At 73.1% G+C, this 15,821-nt stretch carries 13 protein-coding genes; 5 read left to right on the top strand and 8 right to left on the bottom strand.

The window, feature by feature from the left end; translation table 11 throughout:
* Window positions 1–85: 85 nt before the first annotated feature.
* Window positions 86–1,720, top strand: coding sequence for an ABC-F family ATP-binding cassette domain-containing protein (locus ABZ135_RS31820; protein ID WP_356700668.1), 1,635 nt, complete (start codon window positions 86–88; stop codon window positions 1,718–1,720).
* Between the two features lie 312 nt (window positions 1,721–2,032).
* On the opposite strand, the gene ABZ135_RS31815 is transcribed toward ABZ135_RS31820, so the two are convergent.
* From ABZ135_RS31815 to ABZ135_RS31795, 5 genes are all read right to left on the bottom strand, one after another.
* A complete protein-coding gene (locus tag ABZ135_RS31815; protein WP_356700666.1) occupies window positions 2,033–3,757 on the bottom strand; it encodes an acyl-CoA dehydrogenase family protein in 1,725 nt (574 codons plus the stop codon).
* Window positions 3,758–3,927: 170 nt separating this feature from the next.
* Window positions 3,928–4,488, bottom strand: a complete 561-nt coding sequence (locus tag ABZ135_RS31810) for a PadR family transcriptional regulator (protein WP_356700664.1) — start codon at window positions 4,486–4,488, stop codon at window positions 3,928–3,930.
* 220 nt (window positions 4,489–4,708) lie between these two features.
* Window positions 4,709–5,551, bottom strand: a complete 843-nt coding sequence (locus ABZ135_RS31805) for a VOC family protein (RefSeq protein WP_356700662.1) — start codon at window positions 5,549–5,551, stop codon at window positions 4,709–4,711.
* A gap of 124 nt (window positions 5,552–5,675) precedes the next feature.
* Window positions 5,676–6,416, bottom strand: coding sequence for a class I SAM-dependent methyltransferase (locus ABZ135_RS31800; RefSeq protein WP_356700660.1), 741 nt, complete (start codon window positions 6,414–6,416; stop codon window positions 5,676–5,678).
* 207 nt (window positions 6,417–6,623) lie between these two features.
* Window positions 6,624–7,547 carry an NADP-dependent oxidoreductase gene (locus tag ABZ135_RS31795; protein ID WP_356700658.1) on the bottom strand — a complete coding sequence of 308 codons (924 nt, stop codon included), beginning with the start codon at window positions 7,545–7,547 and terminating at the stop codon, window positions 6,624–6,626.
* Window positions 7,548–7,675: 128 nt separating this feature from the next.
* On the opposite strand from ABZ135_RS31795, the gene ABZ135_RS31790 reads away from it, so the two are divergent.
* Complete coding sequence (locus tag ABZ135_RS31790) at window positions 7,676–8,794, top strand: helix-turn-helix domain-containing protein (protein WP_356700656.1); 1,119 nt, start codon at window positions 7,676–7,678, stop codon at window positions 8,792–8,794.
* On the opposite strand, the gene ABZ135_RS31785 is transcribed toward ABZ135_RS31790, so the two are convergent.
* Complete coding sequence (locus tag ABZ135_RS31785; protein WP_356700654.1) at window positions 8,732–9,625, bottom strand: glucose 1-dehydrogenase; 894 nt, start codon at window positions 9,623–9,625, stop codon at window positions 8,732–8,734. The genes ABZ135_RS31790 and ABZ135_RS31785 overlap by 63 nt on opposite strands.
* Window positions 9,626–9,845: 220 nt before the next feature.
* Here ABZ135_RS31785 and ABZ135_RS31780 point away from each other — a divergent pair, with 220 nt between their 5' ends.
* Together ABZ135_RS31780 and ABZ135_RS31775 are read left to right on the top strand one after the other, a co-directional pair.
* On the top strand, window positions 9,846–11,072 hold the full coding sequence (locus ABZ135_RS31780) for a YihY/virulence factor BrkB family protein (protein ID WP_356700652.1): 1,227 nt from the start codon (window positions 9,846–9,848) through the stop codon (window positions 11,070–11,072).
* A complete protein-coding gene (locus tag ABZ135_RS31775; protein ID WP_356700650.1) occupies window positions 11,062–12,087 on the top strand; it encodes a glutathione S-transferase C-terminal domain-containing protein in 1,026 nt (341 codons plus the stop codon). The genes ABZ135_RS31780 and ABZ135_RS31775 overlap by 11 nt, the downstream gene beginning before the upstream one ends.
* Before the next feature lie 263 nt (window positions 12,088–12,350).
* Here the strand turns inward: ABZ135_RS31775 and ABZ135_RS31770 are convergent, their stop codons facing one another.
* Both ABZ135_RS31770 and ABZ135_RS31765 read right to left on the bottom strand, forming a co-directional pair.
* Window positions 12,351–13,193: an alpha/beta hydrolase gene (locus tag ABZ135_RS31770; RefSeq protein WP_356700648.1), complete on the bottom strand. Its 843-nt coding sequence runs from the start codon at window positions 13,191–13,193 to the stop codon at window positions 12,351–12,353.
* A gap of 4 nt (window positions 13,194–13,197) precedes the next feature.
* A complete protein-coding gene (locus tag ABZ135_RS31765; RefSeq protein WP_356700646.1) occupies window positions 13,198–13,815 on the bottom strand; it encodes a dihydrofolate reductase family protein in 618 nt (205 codons plus the stop codon).
* A 261-nt stretch (window positions 13,816–14,076) separates the two neighbouring features.
* On the opposite strand from ABZ135_RS31765, the gene ABZ135_RS31760 reads away from it, so the two are divergent.
* Window positions 14,077–15,684 carry a pectate lyase gene (locus ABZ135_RS31760; protein WP_356700645.1) on the top strand — a complete coding sequence of 536 codons (1,608 nt, stop codon included), beginning with the start codon at window positions 14,077–14,079 and terminating at the stop codon, window positions 15,682–15,684.
* The last annotated feature ends 137 nt before the right edge of the window (window positions 15,685–15,821 follow it).

Here is a 15,821-nt window from a genome sequence, read left to right as displayed (position 1 = left end):
AGTGGCCCGTTCGTCGACCCCTTCTCCGTACGTCCGCCCGGGGCGGAGCTCTGTCCGCTCCCGGCCGTCTCTCGAGGTCACCTCCATGTCCCACGGCACCATCGTCTGCTCCGACCTGTCGTTCGCCTGGCCCGACGACACCCCCGTCTTCCATGAGCTGTCCTTCACCCTGACCGCCGGCAGCACCGGCCTGGTCGCGCCCAACGGCTCGGGCAAGAGCACCCTGTTGAAGCTGATCGCGGGTGAACTGCGGCCGGGCGCCGGTTCGGTGTCGGTCGGCGGCACGCTCGGCCATCTGCCGCAGACCCTGCCCCTGACCGGTGATCTCACCGTCGCCGAGGTGCTCGGCGTGGACGCGGTCATCCGGGCCCTGGACGCCGTCGAGTCCGGTGACGTGAGCGAGGAGCACTTCACCACGATCGGCGACGACTGGGACATCGAGGAGCGCACCCGCGCCCAGCTCGACCGGCTCGGACTGGGCGGCCTCGCCCTCGACCGCCGCCTCGGCACCCTCAGTGGCGGCCAGGTCGTCTCGCTCGGCCTCGCCGCCCAATTGCTCGCGCGACCCGACGTGCTGCTGCTCGACGAGCCGACCAACAACCTCGACCGGGACGCCCGGCACAGGCTGTACGACGTGCTGGCGGACTTCCCGGGACTGCTGCTGGTGGTCGCCCACGACCGTGCCCTGCTCGACCGCATGGACGGCATCGCCGAGCTCGGCAGCAGCCGACTGCGCTTCTACGGCGGGAACTTCACCGCCTACGAGGAGGCCGTGCGGGCCGAGCGGGAGGTCGCCGAGAAGAACGTCCGCAACGCGGAGCAGGAGCTGAAGCGGGAGAAGCGGGAGCTCCAGCAGGCCCGCGAACGCGCCGAGCGCCGTGCCGCCAACGCCGCCCGCAACCTCAAGAGCGCCGGGCTCCCGCGGATCTTCGCCGGCACCATGAAGCGCGGCGCGCAGGAGTCCGCGGGCCGGGCGGGTCAGACGCACGCGGCCCGGGTCGGCGACGCCAAGGCCCGTCTCGACGAGGCGGGGCGGGCGCTGCGTGAGGAGCAGCGCCTCAGTCTGGACCTGCCCGACACGCAGGTGCCGGCCGGGCGGAACCTCTTCCTCGGCGAGGGGATGCGGGTCCGGCACGGCGGACGGGACGTGTTCGGCGAGGCCGGCGTCGACCTCTCCGTACGGGGCCCCGAGCGCATCGCGCTGACCGGGCCGAACGGTGCCGGCAAGACCACCCTCATGCGGCTGATCACCGGCGACCTCACCGCCGACAGCGGTGAGATCAGGCGTGGCGAGGGCCGCGTCGCCTATCTGTCCCAGCGCCTGGATCTGCTGGACCCGGACCGCACGGTGGCGGAGAACTTCGCGGTGTTCGCGCCCGAGCGGCCCGAGGCGGAGCGGATGAACCTGCTGGCGCGGTTCCTGTTCCGCGGCCCCCGGGCGCACCTGCCCGTCGGTGTGCTCTCCGGCGGAGAACGGCTGCGGGCCACCCTCGCCTGCGTCCTGTGCGCCGAACCGGCCCCGCAGCTCCTGCTGCTCGACGAGCCGACCAACAACCTCGACCTGGTCGGCGTGGGCCAGTTGGAGAGCGCGCTGGAGTCCTACCGGGGTGCGTTCCTGGTGGTCAGCCACGATGAACGGTTCCTCGCCGGGATCGGGGTGAACCGCTGGCTGCGCCTGGCCCACGGAACGCTGGAGGAGACGAGCGCCCCCGAGCTCTGAGCCGCCGGCCCACTCGGCGGCCCGTGCGCCGGGACGGCCGGGGAGGGCTGGGGGCCCGGAGGCCGGGAGCCCGGGAGGCCGGGAGGCCGGGAGGCCGGGAGGCCGGGAGGCCGGGAGGCCGGGAGGCCGGGAGGCCGGGAGGCCGGGGGCCCGGGGGCCCGGAGGCCCGGGGGCCCGGGGGCCCGGAGGCCCGGAGGCCCGGAGGCCGGGAGGCCCGGAGGCCCGGAGGCCCGGAGGCCGGGAGGCCCGGAGGCCGGGAAAGCCGGCGCCCGGCCCCGCCCGGCGCCGCCCGGCCCCACCCCCGTCAGCGCCTCACGGAGCCATCTCGTAGGTCCCCGACAGGGCCTCCACGCGCTGCCAGACGCGCGCCGAACGGGCCTCGTCGACGACGGGGCGGCGGACCGCGCCGAGTGCCCAGTGCTGCTGCTGCTCGGTCGCGGAGTCCTTGCCGTGCAGTTCGACGGCGTGCGCGGAGAAGTCGCGGACGAGGACGGCGAACAGCTCGTCGAGGACGTCCTCGTCGAGACCGGTCAGGGCCGCCTGCTCCAGGACGAGCTGGCCGTGGACGACGAGCGCGAAGAGCTGGCCGACGGCGAGGAGGAGGTCCAGGTCGCGGCTCTGCTCCTCGTCCGGGGCCGCCTTGAGGACGAACTCGCAGAGCGCGTCCGCCTGCTCGCGGAAGCGGGCGACGTTGGCCACGTGGCCGTACGCGTCGAAGGCCGGACGCCAGTCGTGGAAGCGGACCGAGCCGAGGCCGCGGGCCGGGCCCTGGCGGAAGAGGAAGGTGTCGTCGGCCGCGTCCAGGCGGGTCGGGACGGCGGGGTACTCGACCGGGTCGAGGAGGTGGTTGCGCATGAACTTGAGGATCAGCGCCAGGTTGACGTGGACCGTGCCCTCCAGCTTCGGCAGCCCGCGGATCTCCACGGCCGCCTGCGCGAAGTAGTTGTCCTTCTCGAAGCCCTTGGCGGCGATGACGTCCCACATCAGGTCGATGACCTTCTCGCCCTCCGTGGTCACCTTCATCTTCGTCATCGGGTTGAAGAGGAGGTAACGGCGGTCGTCGGGACCGGCGGTGCGGAAGTAGTCGACGGCGCGGTCGCTGAACAGCTTCATGCCGACGAGCCGGACGTACGCGTCGGTCAGCTCGCGCCGCACGTGCGGGAAGGCGGTGACCGGCCGGCCGTAGAGGATCCGGTTCTGGGCGTGGGTGACGGCCTCGTACATCGCGTGCTCGCAGATGCCGATGGAGGCGGTGCACAGGTTGAACTTGCCGACGTTGACCGTGTTGAGGGCGGCGTCGAAGGCGGCGCGGCCGGTGTGCAGGACGTCGGCGGCGGCTACGGGATAGTCCTCGAGGCGGAACTCGCTGACGTACTTGGAGGAGTCGACGACGTTCTTGACCAGGTGGTAGGCCGGGTGGCGGCTGTCGGCGGCGAAGAAGACATAGCCGTCGGGGCCCTCGACGTCGGTGCGGCGGCCGAAGACGGAGACGAGTCCGGCCGCGTTGCCGTTGCCGATGTAGTACTTGGAACCGGTGGCGCGGAAGCCGCCCTCACCGTCCGGCTCCAGGAGCATGTCGGTGGAGTAGATGTCGGCGCCGTGCGACTTCTCGGAGAGGCCGAAGGCGAACACCTCGCCCTGGGAGAGGAGTTCGGCGGCACGGGCGCGGGCGGCGGCGTTGTCGCTCTGCCAGACCGGGCCGAGGCCGAGGATGGTGACCTGCCAGGCATACCAGTAGTCGAGGCCGTAGAAGCCGAGTATCTCGTTGAGGGCGGCGATGCGGGCGGTGTCCCAGCGCTTGTCGCCCTCCTGCTCGCCGGCGGCGGAGGACGGCGTCAGGAAGGTCGCGAAGAGCCCCTCCTCGGCCGCGAAGGCCAGGAAGTCGCCGAGCCAGGCGCGGGTCCGGTAGTCCTCGATGATCCGGCGCTTGCCGCGCGCCTCGAACCAGTCGACGGTGGCGCGCAGCAGCCGGCGGGTCTCCGGGTCGAAGTGCGCCGGGTCGTAGGTGTGCGGGTTGAAGAGCAGCGTGTCGGCCATGACGTCCGCCTTTCCGGCTCGGGATGAGGGGTGGTGGTGTGCGGGATGGGGTGGTGGTGCCCAGAGGTGGTGAGTGATGAGGTGGAGGTGCTACGGGGTCGGGGGGCGGGGGTGGTACGGGTCGTTCCGCGGTCCCGACGCCCGCCCGGGGGCCTGGGACCTGCGGTGGGTCAGTGACCGGTCTCGAACCGGGCGAGCGTGGCAAGGACGTCGTCGAGCCAGGCGATCATCATCCGCTCGTACGCGATGCCGCCGCGCAGCACGACGTGCTGGAGCTCGCGTTCGGCGTCGAGCGGACCGTCCTCGGCCGGCGGCTCCCCGAAGTCGCGGGCCTCGCCCGCGAGGTAGTGGGCCAGCCGGTCCGTGTGCGTCCGCCGGTGTCGCTCGACCTCGCCGATGAGGGCGGCGGGATCGTCGAAGGCGGCGCCCCGGATCTTCACCGCGAGGTCGTGCCGTACGCTCTCGGGCTCGATCGGCGCGACCAGCCACGCGGAGAGCGCGGCCCGCCCGGCGGCGGCGACGGAGTACTCCTTCTTGTCCGGGCGCCCGTGCTGCGGGACGTCACGGACGTCGACCCAACCGTCGCCCTCCATGCGCTTGAGCACGCGGTAGATCTGCTGGTGGGTGGCGGTCCAGAAGTAGCCGATGGACCGCTCGAAGCGCCGGGCGAGCTCGTATCCCGACCCGGGCTTCTCGAGCAGGGACACGAGGATCGCGTGGTCGAGCGCCATGCGCCCGATCTTGCTATGCACCTCGTTGCATAGCAAGGCCGACCCGATGAGACCCCGCTCACCCCCCGCTCTGCTCCCGCTCACCTCCCGCCCCGCTCCCGCTCCTTGACGCGACGGACCGGCGCCGCGTACGGCGCCGGTCCGTAGGAGAGGAGGGGTGGTCGCGTGGAACGCGGGTCAGCCGGCCGCGGCGGTGCCAGGCGGGGAGACCCGTCGCGGTTCAGCTCCGCTCGGCGGGGGTGAGCACCACGAAGTCCGCCTTCGACGGGTCCAGGCAGACGGCCAGACGGCCGACGCCTTCCGCGTCCTCCGGCCCCATCAGCACGCTGCCGCCGTTCCCGGTGACCTTGGCGACCGCGGCGTCACAGTCCTCGACGGCGAAGACCGGGTGCCAGTACGGCCGCCCGTTCGCGAGCGCGAGGACCTCCTCGCCGACCTGCATGATGCCGCCGTGCATGCGCTCCTCGGGAAGTCCGGCGGGCGTGACGAGGGAGTACGTGCCCCCGCCGCCGGGCAGCTCCATGTCGCTGAACCACCAGCCGAGGACTCCGCCGTAGAACTCCTTCGCCGCCGCGGCGTCGCTGGTGTACAGCTCCGCCCAGGAGAGGGAGCCGGGCTGGTCCACGAGGTCGACACCCTTGTCGGTCCCGGGCTGCCAGACGGCGAACTGACCCCCGAGCGGGTCGCTGTACTGCGCCATCCGGCCCCACTCGCCGAGGTCCCTGGGCGCCACCCGCACCGTGCCGCCCGCGCGCTCGACGGCCCGGGTCGTCTCGTCCGCGTCGGTGACCATGTAGTAGATCATCCAGGCGGAGCGGGCCCCTTCCTCGGTGAGCTTGCCGAGTCCGGCGACGGTCTTGCCGTCCTTCCGGAACATCCCGCCCTCCATGTCTGCCCCCTCCCCCGCGCCCTCGTCCTCACTCCCGCCCTGGCCCTCACTCCCGCCCATGGGTTCGTAGTCCCAGCCCAGGACGGCACCGTAGAAGGCCGCGGCGGCCGGGACGTCCGGGGCTCCGAGGTCCAGCCAGCAAGGGGAGCCGGCGACGAAATCAGTGGTGATCACGACGGTTGCCTTTCTCCGGTACGGGTGGTCTCAGGGTGGCACCGGGCACCGGCACGCGCCTGTCGACCACACTCCCTGGAACCAACCGATCACGCTGGGTAATTCCCGCGAGCGGGGGCAGGGCTCAGGTGGGCTTGCGCCACACGGAGATGTGCTTCGTGGAGTCCTGGGTGAAGGGAGCCCCGTCCCAGTCCGCGACGCGGCGTTCCAGCTCGAGCCCGGCGATCCGTGCCATGAGGTCGAGCTCCGCCGGCCAGGCGTACCGGTGGCGGGAGGTGTCGCGGCGGTAGCGGCCGTCGTCGCCGTCGCGGGTGAAGTGGTGCGAGACGAGAATCTGCTCGACCAGGTCGAAGGTGTCGAAGCCGAGATGCCGCTCGGAGACATCGAACGGCACCGCGACCTGGCCGGGCGGCAGGAGCCGCAGCGGCGGCACGCCCAGCTCGATGACGAATCGGCCGCCGGGCTCCAGATGCCGTGCGGCGTTGCGGAAGCACGCGACCTGCTCGTCCTGGGTGAGCAGGTTCGTGATGGTGTTGTAGACGAGATAGACCAGGGTGAACTCACCGGGAACGGCGGTGGTGGCCATGTCCCCGATGACCACCGGGAGCGTGTCCTCGTCCACCTTGCGTCGCAGCACCGCTGCCATGTGCTCGGAGAGTTCGATGCCCACGACCGGCACGCCGCGTTCCCGGAGCGGGACCCCCACTCGTCCGGTTCCGATGGCGAACTCCAGGGCCCGGCCGTCTCCGGCGAGCTCGGCGAGAAAGGCGAGAGTCGGTCCGAGGACGGCAGCCGAGGACGCTTCGGTCTCCTCGGCGTCGTAGCGCTCGGCGGTCGCACGGGTCCACAGTTCGCTGCTCGTCACGGACGGCCACTCTGCCGGGCGCCGAGGGGCGCTGTCGACGCATTTACGTCACCCCCGCCTCCCTTGGAGCCCGCCCCTCTTGGAGCCCGCCTCTCTTGGAGCTCATTCCTCCAGGAGCGACACGCCCGGCCGCCGCCCCCCTGACCTGGGCACACGGGCCAGGGGAAGGCGGTGGGGCCGGGTGCCGGGCCAGGGGCGGGGTGAGGGTCAGGCGACCGTCAGGACGATCTTCCCCGTGGTGCGGCCCTGTTCGCCGATGGTGTGGGCCTTCGCCGCCTCGGCGAGCGGCAGCACCGTGTCGACCAGGGGCCGCAGCCGTCCGTCCTCCACCAGCGCCGCGATCTCGCGCAGTCCGAGGTGGTCGGGCTCGACCAGGACCCAGCCCGCGCGCACGCCCGCCGGCGCGGCGGGGACGTCGTCCGGGCCCGGCAGGGTGATCAGCCGGCCGCCGTCGCGGAGGACCTTCAGGGAGCGCTCGGCCGTCTCGCCGCCGAGGCCGTCCAGGACGACGTCGACGTCGGAGACGGCCTCCTCGAAGCGGGCCGCGCGGTAGTCGACCACCTCGTCGGCGCCCAGCTCCCGCAGGAGATCGTGCTTGGCCGCGCTCGCCGTGCCGATCACGTACGCCCCGCGGGCCTTGGCGATCTGTACGGCGAAGTGCCCCACTCCCCCGGCGGCGGCGTGCACGAGCACCCGCTCTCCGGGGCGGACGTCCGCCGTGTCGACGAGGGCCTGCCAGGCGGTCAGGGCGGCGAGCGGCAGCGCTGCGGCCTCCACGTGGGTCAGGGACGCGGGCTTCGGTGCGAGGTGGCGGGCCGGCGCCACCACGTACTCGGCGTAGGCGCCCGCCTGGCGCGGGAACAGCGGCATGCCGAACACCTCGTCGCCGGGCCGGAAGATGCCGACGCCGGGGCCGACGGCCTCCACCGTGCCGGACACGTCCCAGCCGACGACGGGCACGTCGCTCCAGGAGATCAGGGCACCGCTCGCGCGGGTCTTCCAGTCCACCGGGTTCACTCCGGCGGCGTGCACCCGGACCAGGACCTCGTTCAGTCCCGGCTCGGGGCGCTCCACCTCGCGCTCGACCAGCTTCTCGGGTCCGCCCCACTGCTCCACGACCACCGCACGCATGCCGTCTGCCTCGTTTCCGTGTCTCGTCGGCAGCCGCCGGAACCCTTCCGGCGGCGACCGCTCCACGATCGGGCACGGCGCCTCGCCATGGTATTGGCCGCCCGGCCACTATGTGACAGGATCTGGCCATGAGTACGCGCACGGAAACGGCCACCCGGGACCACCGGGACGAGCAGGGCGGGCGGGACCGGCGGGCGGAGCCCGGCGCCGGGCCGGCGCGGCCCCACCGCGTCGCCGTCCTGGCACTCCCCGGCGTGCCGCCTTTCGAGCTCGGCATCCCCTCCCGGGTCTTCGGCAGCGCCATGGACGCCGACGGCCGGCCGCTCTACGAGGTCACGGTCTGTACGGCCGACGGCGCGCCCGTGCTCAGCGACGCCGGTTTCACGGTGCAGCCCGCGGCCGGGCCGGAAGCCCTCGCGGCGGCCGACACGGTCGTCCTCCCGCCCACGCACGCCATGCCGGAGCTGGGCCGGGGCGGCCCCCTGCCGCCTGCGGTCGCCGCCGCCGTCGCCCGCATCCGGCCGGGCACCCGGCTCGTGTCGATCTGCTCCGGGTCGTACGTGCTGGCCGCGGCCGGGCTGCTGGACGGGCGGCCCGCCACCACGCACTGGCACCTGGCCCCGGAGTTCCGCCGGGCCTACCCGGCGGTCAAGGTCGACGAGGAGGTGCTCTTCGTCGACGACGGCGACGTGCTGACCTCGGCGGGCGTGGCCGCGGGCATCGACCTGTGCCTGCACATGATCCGCCGCGACCACGGGGCCGCGGCCGCCAACCGCGCCGCCCGCATCTGTGTCGTCCCTCCCTGGCGGGACGGCGGCCAGGCCCAGTTCATCGACCGTCCCGTCCCGGAGCCCACCCTGGCCGGCACCAGCGCCACCCGCGCCTGGGCCCTGGAGCACCTGGCGGAGCCGCTGCCCCTGGCCCGGCTCGCCGAGCACGCCCGGATGAGCCTGCGGTCCTTCACCCGGCGGTTCCGCGACGAGGTGGGCATGACGCCGGGGCAGTGGCTGACGGCGCAGCGGCTGGAGCTGGCCAAGCAGTTGCTGGAGACCACCGACCTTCCGGTCGACGTCGTGGCGCACCGGGCCGGGCTGGGCTCCGGGAACTCGCTGCGGGCGCACATGCGGGCCGCGTTCGGCATCTCGCCCGCCGCCTACCGCCGTGCCTTCGGCACCGGCGCGCCGTCAGGGCAGGGGCGTGCCGCCGGTGGCGTTGACGATCTCGCCGGTGATGTAGCTCGCGCCTGAGGACGCGAGGAAGACGTAGGCGGGCGCCATCTCGGCCGGCTGGGCGGCCCGGCCCAGCGGTGCCTGCTTTCCGAAGTCCTCCACGTCGGGCATGGTGGCGGGGATCAGCGGTGTCCACACGGGCCCGGGTGCGACGGCGTTGACCCGGATGCCCCGCTCGGCCACCATCTGGGCCAGGCCGTGCGTGAAGGAGATGATGGCCGCCTTGGTCATCGCGTAGTCGAGCAGGTGCGGGCTCGGCTGGTAGCCCTGCACCGAGGTCGTGTTGATGACGCTGCCGCCGCGCGGCATGTGGGCGAGCGCCGCGCGCGTGAGCCAGAACATGCCGTAGAGGTTGGTCTTCATCACCCGGTCGAACTGCTCCGTGGTGATGGCCTCGATGCCGTCGGGCTGCGCCATCTGGTAGGCGGCGTTGTTCACGAGCAGATCGATGCGGCCGAACGCGTCCACCGCCTTCTCGATCAGTTCCTGGCACTGCCGCTCGTCACGGATGTCGCAGGCGACGGGCACGGCCGTGCGGCCGGCCTCGCGGATCAGCCGGGCGGTCTCCTCGGCGTCCTCGCGCTCCTCGGCCAGGTGGGTGAACACCACGTCGGCGCCCTCGCGCGCGAACGCCAGGCAGACGGCCCTGCCGATCCCGGAGTCCCCGCCGGTGACCACCGCCGCGCGGTCCGAGAGCAGCCCGTGCCCGCGGTAGGAGTCCTCCCCGTGGTCGGGGCGGGGTTCCATGGCCTCGGTGGCGCCCGGGTGGGACTGGTGCTGCTCGGGTTGCGGCGGCTGGGGGTGGCGGGTCTGCGGGTCGGGGAGGCGGGACTCTTCCGGGGAGGGCATCCGGTGCTCCTTCGGGGATGTTGTTCGGGCTGTTGGTCGGGACGTCGTTCGCGGTGTTGTTCGGGATGTTGGTCGGGATGTTGATCGGGGACGTTGCCGGTCGGCGGGTCTGGGGGTCGACTACCCGAGGCCCGGCCGGGCATCCACCCCTTTTCGCCGGTTTCGCCCGGCTGGGGGCGCACCGGGCGTACGCTGCGCCGACGCGGGTAGCCGCCCCGGCATGGCCGATCGGAATCCTCCTCATGAAGAGCGCGCGCCGCAGGACCACCCGGCGCACGACCCGGCGCACGACCGTCCGGCTCACGACCGCGGGGCGGACGACCGCGGCGCGGCACGGCACGCCCCGAGCGCGGGCGACGCCGGCCCACCCCGTACGCCACCCGACTCGCCACCCGACACGCCACCCGCCCCGGAGGACGTGGGCCCCGGCCCCGCCGTCGAGGAGCGCGCACCCGACTCGCCGACCGCCCTGCCGGGACGCTCCTGGCTCGCGGTGCTCAAGGGCTCGCTGCGGGAGTTCACGTCCGACGAGCTGACCGACCGGGCCGCCGCCCTCACGTACTACGGCGTGCTGTCCCTCTTCCCCGGGCTGCTGGTGCTCGTCTCGCTGCTCGGGCTCAGCGGACGGTCGACGACCGACAAGGTGCTCGACAATCTCCGCGAGCTGGCGCCCGGACCGGCCCGTGACGTGCTCGGCCGGGCCGTGGAGAACCTCCAGGGCGGTACGGGCACGGGGGCCGTCATGGCGGTGGTCGGTCTGGCGCTCGCCCTGTGGTCCGCCTCCGCCTACATCGGGGCGTTCATGCGCGCCGCCAACCAGGTCTACGACGTGCCGGAGGGCCGCCCGGTCTGGAAGGTCCTGCCGATCCGGCTGGGGCTGACCGCCGCACTCATGATCATGGCCGCCGCGAGTGCCCTGATCGTCGTCCTCTCGGGTGGCGTGGCGCGCCGCGCGGGCGATCTGCTGGGCGTCGGCGACACCGCGCTGACGGTGTGGTCGTACGCCAAGTGGCCGGTCCTGGTGGTGCTGGTGACCGTGATGATCGCGCTCCTGTACTGGGCGAGCCCGAACGCCAAGGTCAAGGGCTGGCGGTGGATCACCCCGGGCAGCGCCCTCGCCCTGCTGATCTGGATGGTGGCCTCCGCCGGATTCGCCCTCTACGTCGCCGAGTTCGCCTCGTACAACAAGACCTACGGCACCATGGCGGGCGTCATCGTCTTCCTGATCTGGCTGTGGATCACCAACCTGGCCGTCCTGCTCGGCCTGGAGTTCGACGCCGAGGCGCAGCGCCAGCGGGCGGTCGCCGGCGGCATGCCGCCGGACCAGGAGCCGTACGTCGAGCCGCGTGACACCCGCTCGTGGGACGAGGAGGACATGCGGGCGATGAGCCCCGCGCAGGATTCCGGCCGCAGGCGGAGGAGGAAGGCACGAGGCCATGACCGGTGACGGTGACAGCAGCAGCGGTGGGGGCGGCGGTGGCGGTGGCGAGGGTGCGTACGAGCGCGACCGCAGTTACCTCACGACGCGGATCACGGCGGACGGGCGGGACGGCTATCCCGTGGAGCCGGGGCGTTACCGGCTGATCATCGCCCGGGCGTGTCCGTGGGCGAACCGGGCGGCGATCGTCCGGCGCCTGATGGGTCTGGAGGACGCGCTCCCGATGGGGATCGCCGGGCCCGTGCACGACGAGCGCGGCTGGTCCTTCCATCTGGACCCCGGCGGCCGGGACCCGGTGCTCGGCATCGAGCGGCTGCGGGAGGCGTTCCTCCGGCGTGACCCGGACTATCCGCACGGCGTCACCGTGCCGGCGATCGTCGACGTTCCCACCGGAGCGGTGGCGACCAACGACTTCGAGCGGATCACCCTCGACCTCGGCAGTCAGTGGTCGGCCCACCAGCGGGCCGGGGCGCCGGACCTCTACCCCGAGCGATGGCGCGACGAGATCGACGACGTGGCCGAGAAGGTGTACCGGGACGTCAACAACGGCGTCTACCAGTGCGGCTTCGCCCGAAGCCAGGCCGCGTACGACGAGGCGTACCGGCGCCTGTGGCAGCGGCTCGACTGGCTGGAGGAGCGGCTCCGAGACCGGCGCTATCTGGTCGGCGACACCCTCACCGAGGCCGACGTCCGGCTCTTCCCGACCCTCGCGCGCTTCGACGCGGTCTACCACGGCCACTTCAAGTGCAACCGGCAGAAACTGACCGAGCTACCGGCGCTCTGGGCGTACGCGCGGGACCTGTTCCAGACCCCGGGCTTCGGCGACACGATCGACTTCGCGCAGATCAAGGCGCATTACTACGTCGTCCATCGCGACATCAACCCGACCGGCATCGTCCCGCGCGGCCCCGACACCCGTCACTGGCTCTCGCCGCACGGCCGGGACTCCCTCCCCGGCCGCCCCTTCGGCGACGGCACCCCACCCGGCCCACCTCCGCCGTCCGAACGGGTGCCCGCGCCCTGAGCTGCGATGAGGCCGTACGGCGGGGGCTGTGCGGCGAGCGCGGGACGCCGGAGGCGCGGGGGGGCGCGCCGGGCGTTCGCGCCGGAGTGCCATGGGGGCGCCGGGCGCTGTCGCGGTGTGCCGGCTGCCCGGCGGGGAGCCGACCGTCGGTCACGACGAGGCCCTTCGGACGCGCACGCGACCCCCGGCCCTCCCGGTCCGCGTGCCGATCGCGGGAGCGTGGCCGGCCCCGGGTAGGGGGCTAGGGCCGCGCACGCGGGCCGCTATGCGAGCGTGAGCATCGCCTCGGTGACGCGGCCGACCGCTGCCGCGGGGATCGCCGTGGCGGCCTCCTCCAGGACGAGCAGCCGTGCGCCGGGGATCTCGCGGGCGAGCGCCTCGCCGTTGCCGACGGGGAAGAACCGGTCGTGGCGGCCGTGGACGACGAGGGTGGGGACCTCGATGTCCGGCAGGCGCTCACGCCAGCGGGGCGCGCAGTCGAGCCGGGAGAAGACCAGGCCCAACTGGTTGGCCATCTGGACCGGGGGCGCGGTGCCCGGGGTGCGGTCCCAGATCCACGCGGCGACGGCGCGCGCGGCGGCGGGGTCGTCACCGCGGATCTCCGCGCCGGCGGCGGCGAACTCCGCGACCGCCTCCCGGTCGGCCCAGTCGGGCAGCGGACGCGCGAACAGCCGGCTCATCGTCGCCCGGTCGTGGTCGGGGAGGTCGTCGTCGGGCGGGCCGGGGGCGACCGGGCGCGTGCCGACCAGCGTGAGCGCCGAGAACGCGTCAGGACGATCGAGTACGGCCACCTGGGCGACCATCCCGCCGATGCCGATCCCCGCGAGGTGCGCGGGCCCCCCGCCGAGCGCGGCGGCGAGGGCCGCCGCGTCGGCGGCGAGGTCGCGCAGGGTGTACGCGGGCGCCTCCGGGTCCGTGGTCGTCGACTCCCCGCTGTCCCGCAGGTCGTAGCGCACCACCCGGCGCCCGCCCGCGGCGAGACGCTCGCACAGCGCGTCGGGCCAGGAGAGCATCGTCGGCCCGCCCGCGAGCAGCACGAGCGGCGCGTCCTCGTCCCCGAACGACTCGATGCCCAGGTCGATCCCCCGGGCGTGGACCGTGGTCATCGGATCACCGGGAGACGTCGTAGGTGAGATGGGTCGCGGTCGAGGTCGGGAGCACGCTCCGCTGGACCAGCGTGCGCGGCGTTCCGCCGGTGAAGAGAGGGGTCCCGCCGCCCAGCACGACGGGCGCGAGGTGCAGCGTCAGCACGTCGACGAGCCCGGCCTCCAGCGCCGAGCGGATCGTGGCGCCGCCGCCCATGAGGACGACGTCGAGGTCCGTGCCGCCGGCCGTGGAGGCCGCCTCGGCTCGCTCGCGCGCGGCGGCGACGGCGTCCGGCAGACCGGTGGTCACGAACGTCCAGTCGAGGTCAACGGTCCGCACCGACTCCGGCGGCGAGCTCGTCACGACGACGAAAGCGGGCCTGCCGACCTCGCCGGCACCGTAGCCGGACGTGTCGTCCCAGCCGTGCGGCCCGTCGACCACGTCGAAGAGCCTGCGGCCGAGGACGACGGCGCCCGAGCGGGCGGTCGCCTCGCGCAGGACCCGGCGGTCGCCGGGGTCGTCGGAGAACGCCCACGTGTGGAGGGCCTCGCCACCGGTGCCCAGACCGTTGTCCGGTCCGGGATCGGGCCCGGTGACGAAGCCGTCGAGAGAGACCGAGATGTCGGCGATGATGCGCGTCATACCAGGACAGACCCGATCCGCCGCCGGAACTCATCGCCCAGGCGGGACACGCGGGACAGACCATACAGGCGGGACAGCCCGGACAGGCGGGAAGCGTGTGACGGGCGAACGGGGTGGGCCCGGCGCCGGACGACGGACGGCACCCCGTGCGCCGAGTCTTGTCAGCCGCCCGCGTCGCCCCTATCGTCGGCGCGCAGCACAGAAAGCGCTTTCTATCCTCGGCGGGGCGTGCCCCATTCGACGACGCATCGGGAGACGACCATGAGACGACCAGTGGCAGTACGGCTCTCCGCGGGCCTGGCCACGATGGCCCTGGCGGCGGTGACCGGTGTGGTGGTGGCGATGCCCTCGGCATCGGCATCGGCCTCCGCGGCGGCCACTGCGGCCACGGCTGCTGTGGCGGGGAGCGCCACCGGCTACGCGACGCAGAACGGCGGCACCACCGGCGGGGCCGGCGGCCGGATCGTACGGGCCACCACCGGGACCGCGATCCACGCGGCGCTGTGCGGCCGGGCGAGCAGCAGCACCCCGATCACCATCGAGGTCGAAGGGACCATCAACCACGCCAACACCGCGAAGGTGTCGGGCGGTAGCTGCAACACCGCCGACGGCGTGATCGAGCTCAAGCAGATCAGCAACGTCACCCTCGTCGGCGTCGGCGCCGGAGCCGTCTTCGACCAGCTCGGCATCCACATCCGCGAGGCCCGCAACATCATCATCCAGAACGTCACCGTCCGGAACGTCAAGAAGTCCGGCTCGCCGGTCTCCAACGGCGGCGACGCCATCGGCATGGAGAGCGGCGTGCGCAACGTCTGGGTCGACCACGTCACCCTGGAGGCGTCGGGCGGGGAGTCCGAGGGCTACGACGGTCTCTTCGACATGAAGGACAACACCCAGTACGTGACCCTGTCGTACAGCATCCTGCGCAATTCCGGCCGCGGTGGCCTCGTCGGCTCCAGCGAGACCGAGCTGTCCAACGGCTTCATCACGTACCACCACAACCTGTACGAGAACATCGACTCCCGCGCACCCCTGCTCCGCGGCGGCATCGCGCACATGTACAACAACCACTATCTGCGGCTGAACGAGTCCGGGATCAACTCCCGCGCCGGCGCCCGCGCCAAGGTGGACCACAACTACTTCGAGGACTCCAAGGACGTCCTGGGGACCTTCTACACCGACGCGGCCGGTTACTGGCAGGTGAGCGGCAACACCTTCGACAACGTGACCTGGTCGGCCCCCGGCACCGACTACAAGCCGGCCGGTCCGGACGTCCGGTCGACCACCACGGTGAGCATCCCGTACGCCTACGCACTCGACGCGGCCTCCTGCGTGCCGGGCGTGGTGAGCCGGACGGCGGGCGCGGGCAAGGGCCTGCTGGTGTCGGACGGATCCTGCACGCCGCAGACACCGGCGCCGACGGCGACCGCGACCACCCCCGCCCCCACGCCGACGCAGACGACCCCGACACCCACCCCGACCTCGACGGCAACGCCGCCCACCGGCACCAACCTGAGCATCGGCGCCGGTTCCGACGGTTCCAGCAAGGCCGACGGGACGAGTTACGGCAACGTCCGCGACGGCGACATGAGCACCTACTGGTCGCCGGCCGGCCCGACCGGCTCCGTCTCCATCAAGTGGGGCTCCCCCGTCTCCGTCTCGGCGATCACCATCCGGGAGGCGGCCGGCTCGGCCGGAACGATCCGGACCTGGCGGGTCCTGAACGCCGACACCGGCGCCGTGCTGGCCTCGGGCACCGGCGCGGGCCCCGTCTCCTTCCCGCGGACCTCGCTCGGCAAGGTCACCTTCGAGATCACCGGCTCGACCGGTACCCCGAAGGTCGCCGAGTTCGAGACCTACGCGGGCTGACATCCGCACCGACGCCGTGCGGGCCGGGCACGTCCGGTCCGCACGGCGCCGGCGTGCGCGGCCAACGACATGTGCGGCCACCGGCATGTGCGGCCCCAGGCATACGGGATCGGCGTCAAGCGGGGCGGGCCGCGGAA

Origin of the sequence: Streptomyces sp. NPDC006339, from assembly GCF_040612775.1 — a bacterium.
GTDB lineage: Bacteria > Actinomycetota > Actinomycetes > Streptomycetales > Streptomycetaceae > Streptomyces.
This window is presented reverse-complemented; position numbering and strand designations above follow the sequence as displayed.

What these genes read in the sequence shown, in the direction of transcription:
- ABZ135_RS31820 (WP_356700668.1), top strand. Translation starts at nt 86, where the DNA reads ATGTCCCACGGCACCATCGTCTGCTCCGACCTGTCGTTCGCCTGGCCC.
- ABZ135_RS31815 (WP_356700666.1), bottom strand. Translation starts at nt 3,757, where the DNA reads ATGGCCGACACGCTGCTCTTCAACCCGCACACCTACGACCCGGCGCAC.
- ABZ135_RS31810 (WP_356700664.1), bottom strand. Translation starts at nt 4,488, where the DNA reads ATGGCGCTCGACCACGCGATCCTCGTGTCCCTGCTCGAGAAGCCCGGG.
- ABZ135_RS31795 (WP_356700658.1), bottom strand. Translation starts at nt 7,547, where the DNA reads ATGCGTGCGGTGGTCGTGGAGCAGTGGGGCGGACCCGAGAAGCTGGTC.
- ABZ135_RS31790 (WP_356700656.1), top strand. Translation starts at nt 7,676, where the DNA reads ATGAGTACGCGCACGGAAACGGCCACCCGGGACCACCGGGACGAGCAG.
- ABZ135_RS31785 (WP_356700654.1), bottom strand. Translation starts at nt 9,625, where the DNA reads ATGCCCTCCCCGGAAGAGTCCCGCCTCCCCGACCCGCAGACCCGCCAC.
- ABZ135_RS31780 (WP_356700652.1), top strand. Translation starts at nt 9,846, where the DNA reads ATGGCCGATCGGAATCCTCCTCATGAAGAGCGCGCGCCGCAGGACCAC.
- ABZ135_RS31775 (WP_356700650.1), top strand. Translation starts at nt 11,062, where the DNA reads ATGACCGGTGACGGTGACAGCAGCAGCGGTGGGGGCGGCGGTGGCGGT.
- ABZ135_RS31770 (WP_356700648.1), bottom strand. Translation starts at nt 13,193, where the DNA reads ATGACCACGGTCCACGCCCGGGGGATCGACCTGGGCATCGAGTCGTTC.
- ABZ135_RS31765 (WP_356700646.1), bottom strand. Translation starts at nt 13,815, where the DNA reads ATGACGCGCATCATCGCCGACATCTCGGTCTCTCTCGACGGCTTCGTC.
- ABZ135_RS31760 (WP_356700645.1), top strand. Translation starts at nt 14,077, where the DNA reads ATGAGACGACCAGTGGCAGTACGGCTCTCCGCGGGCCTGGCCACGATG.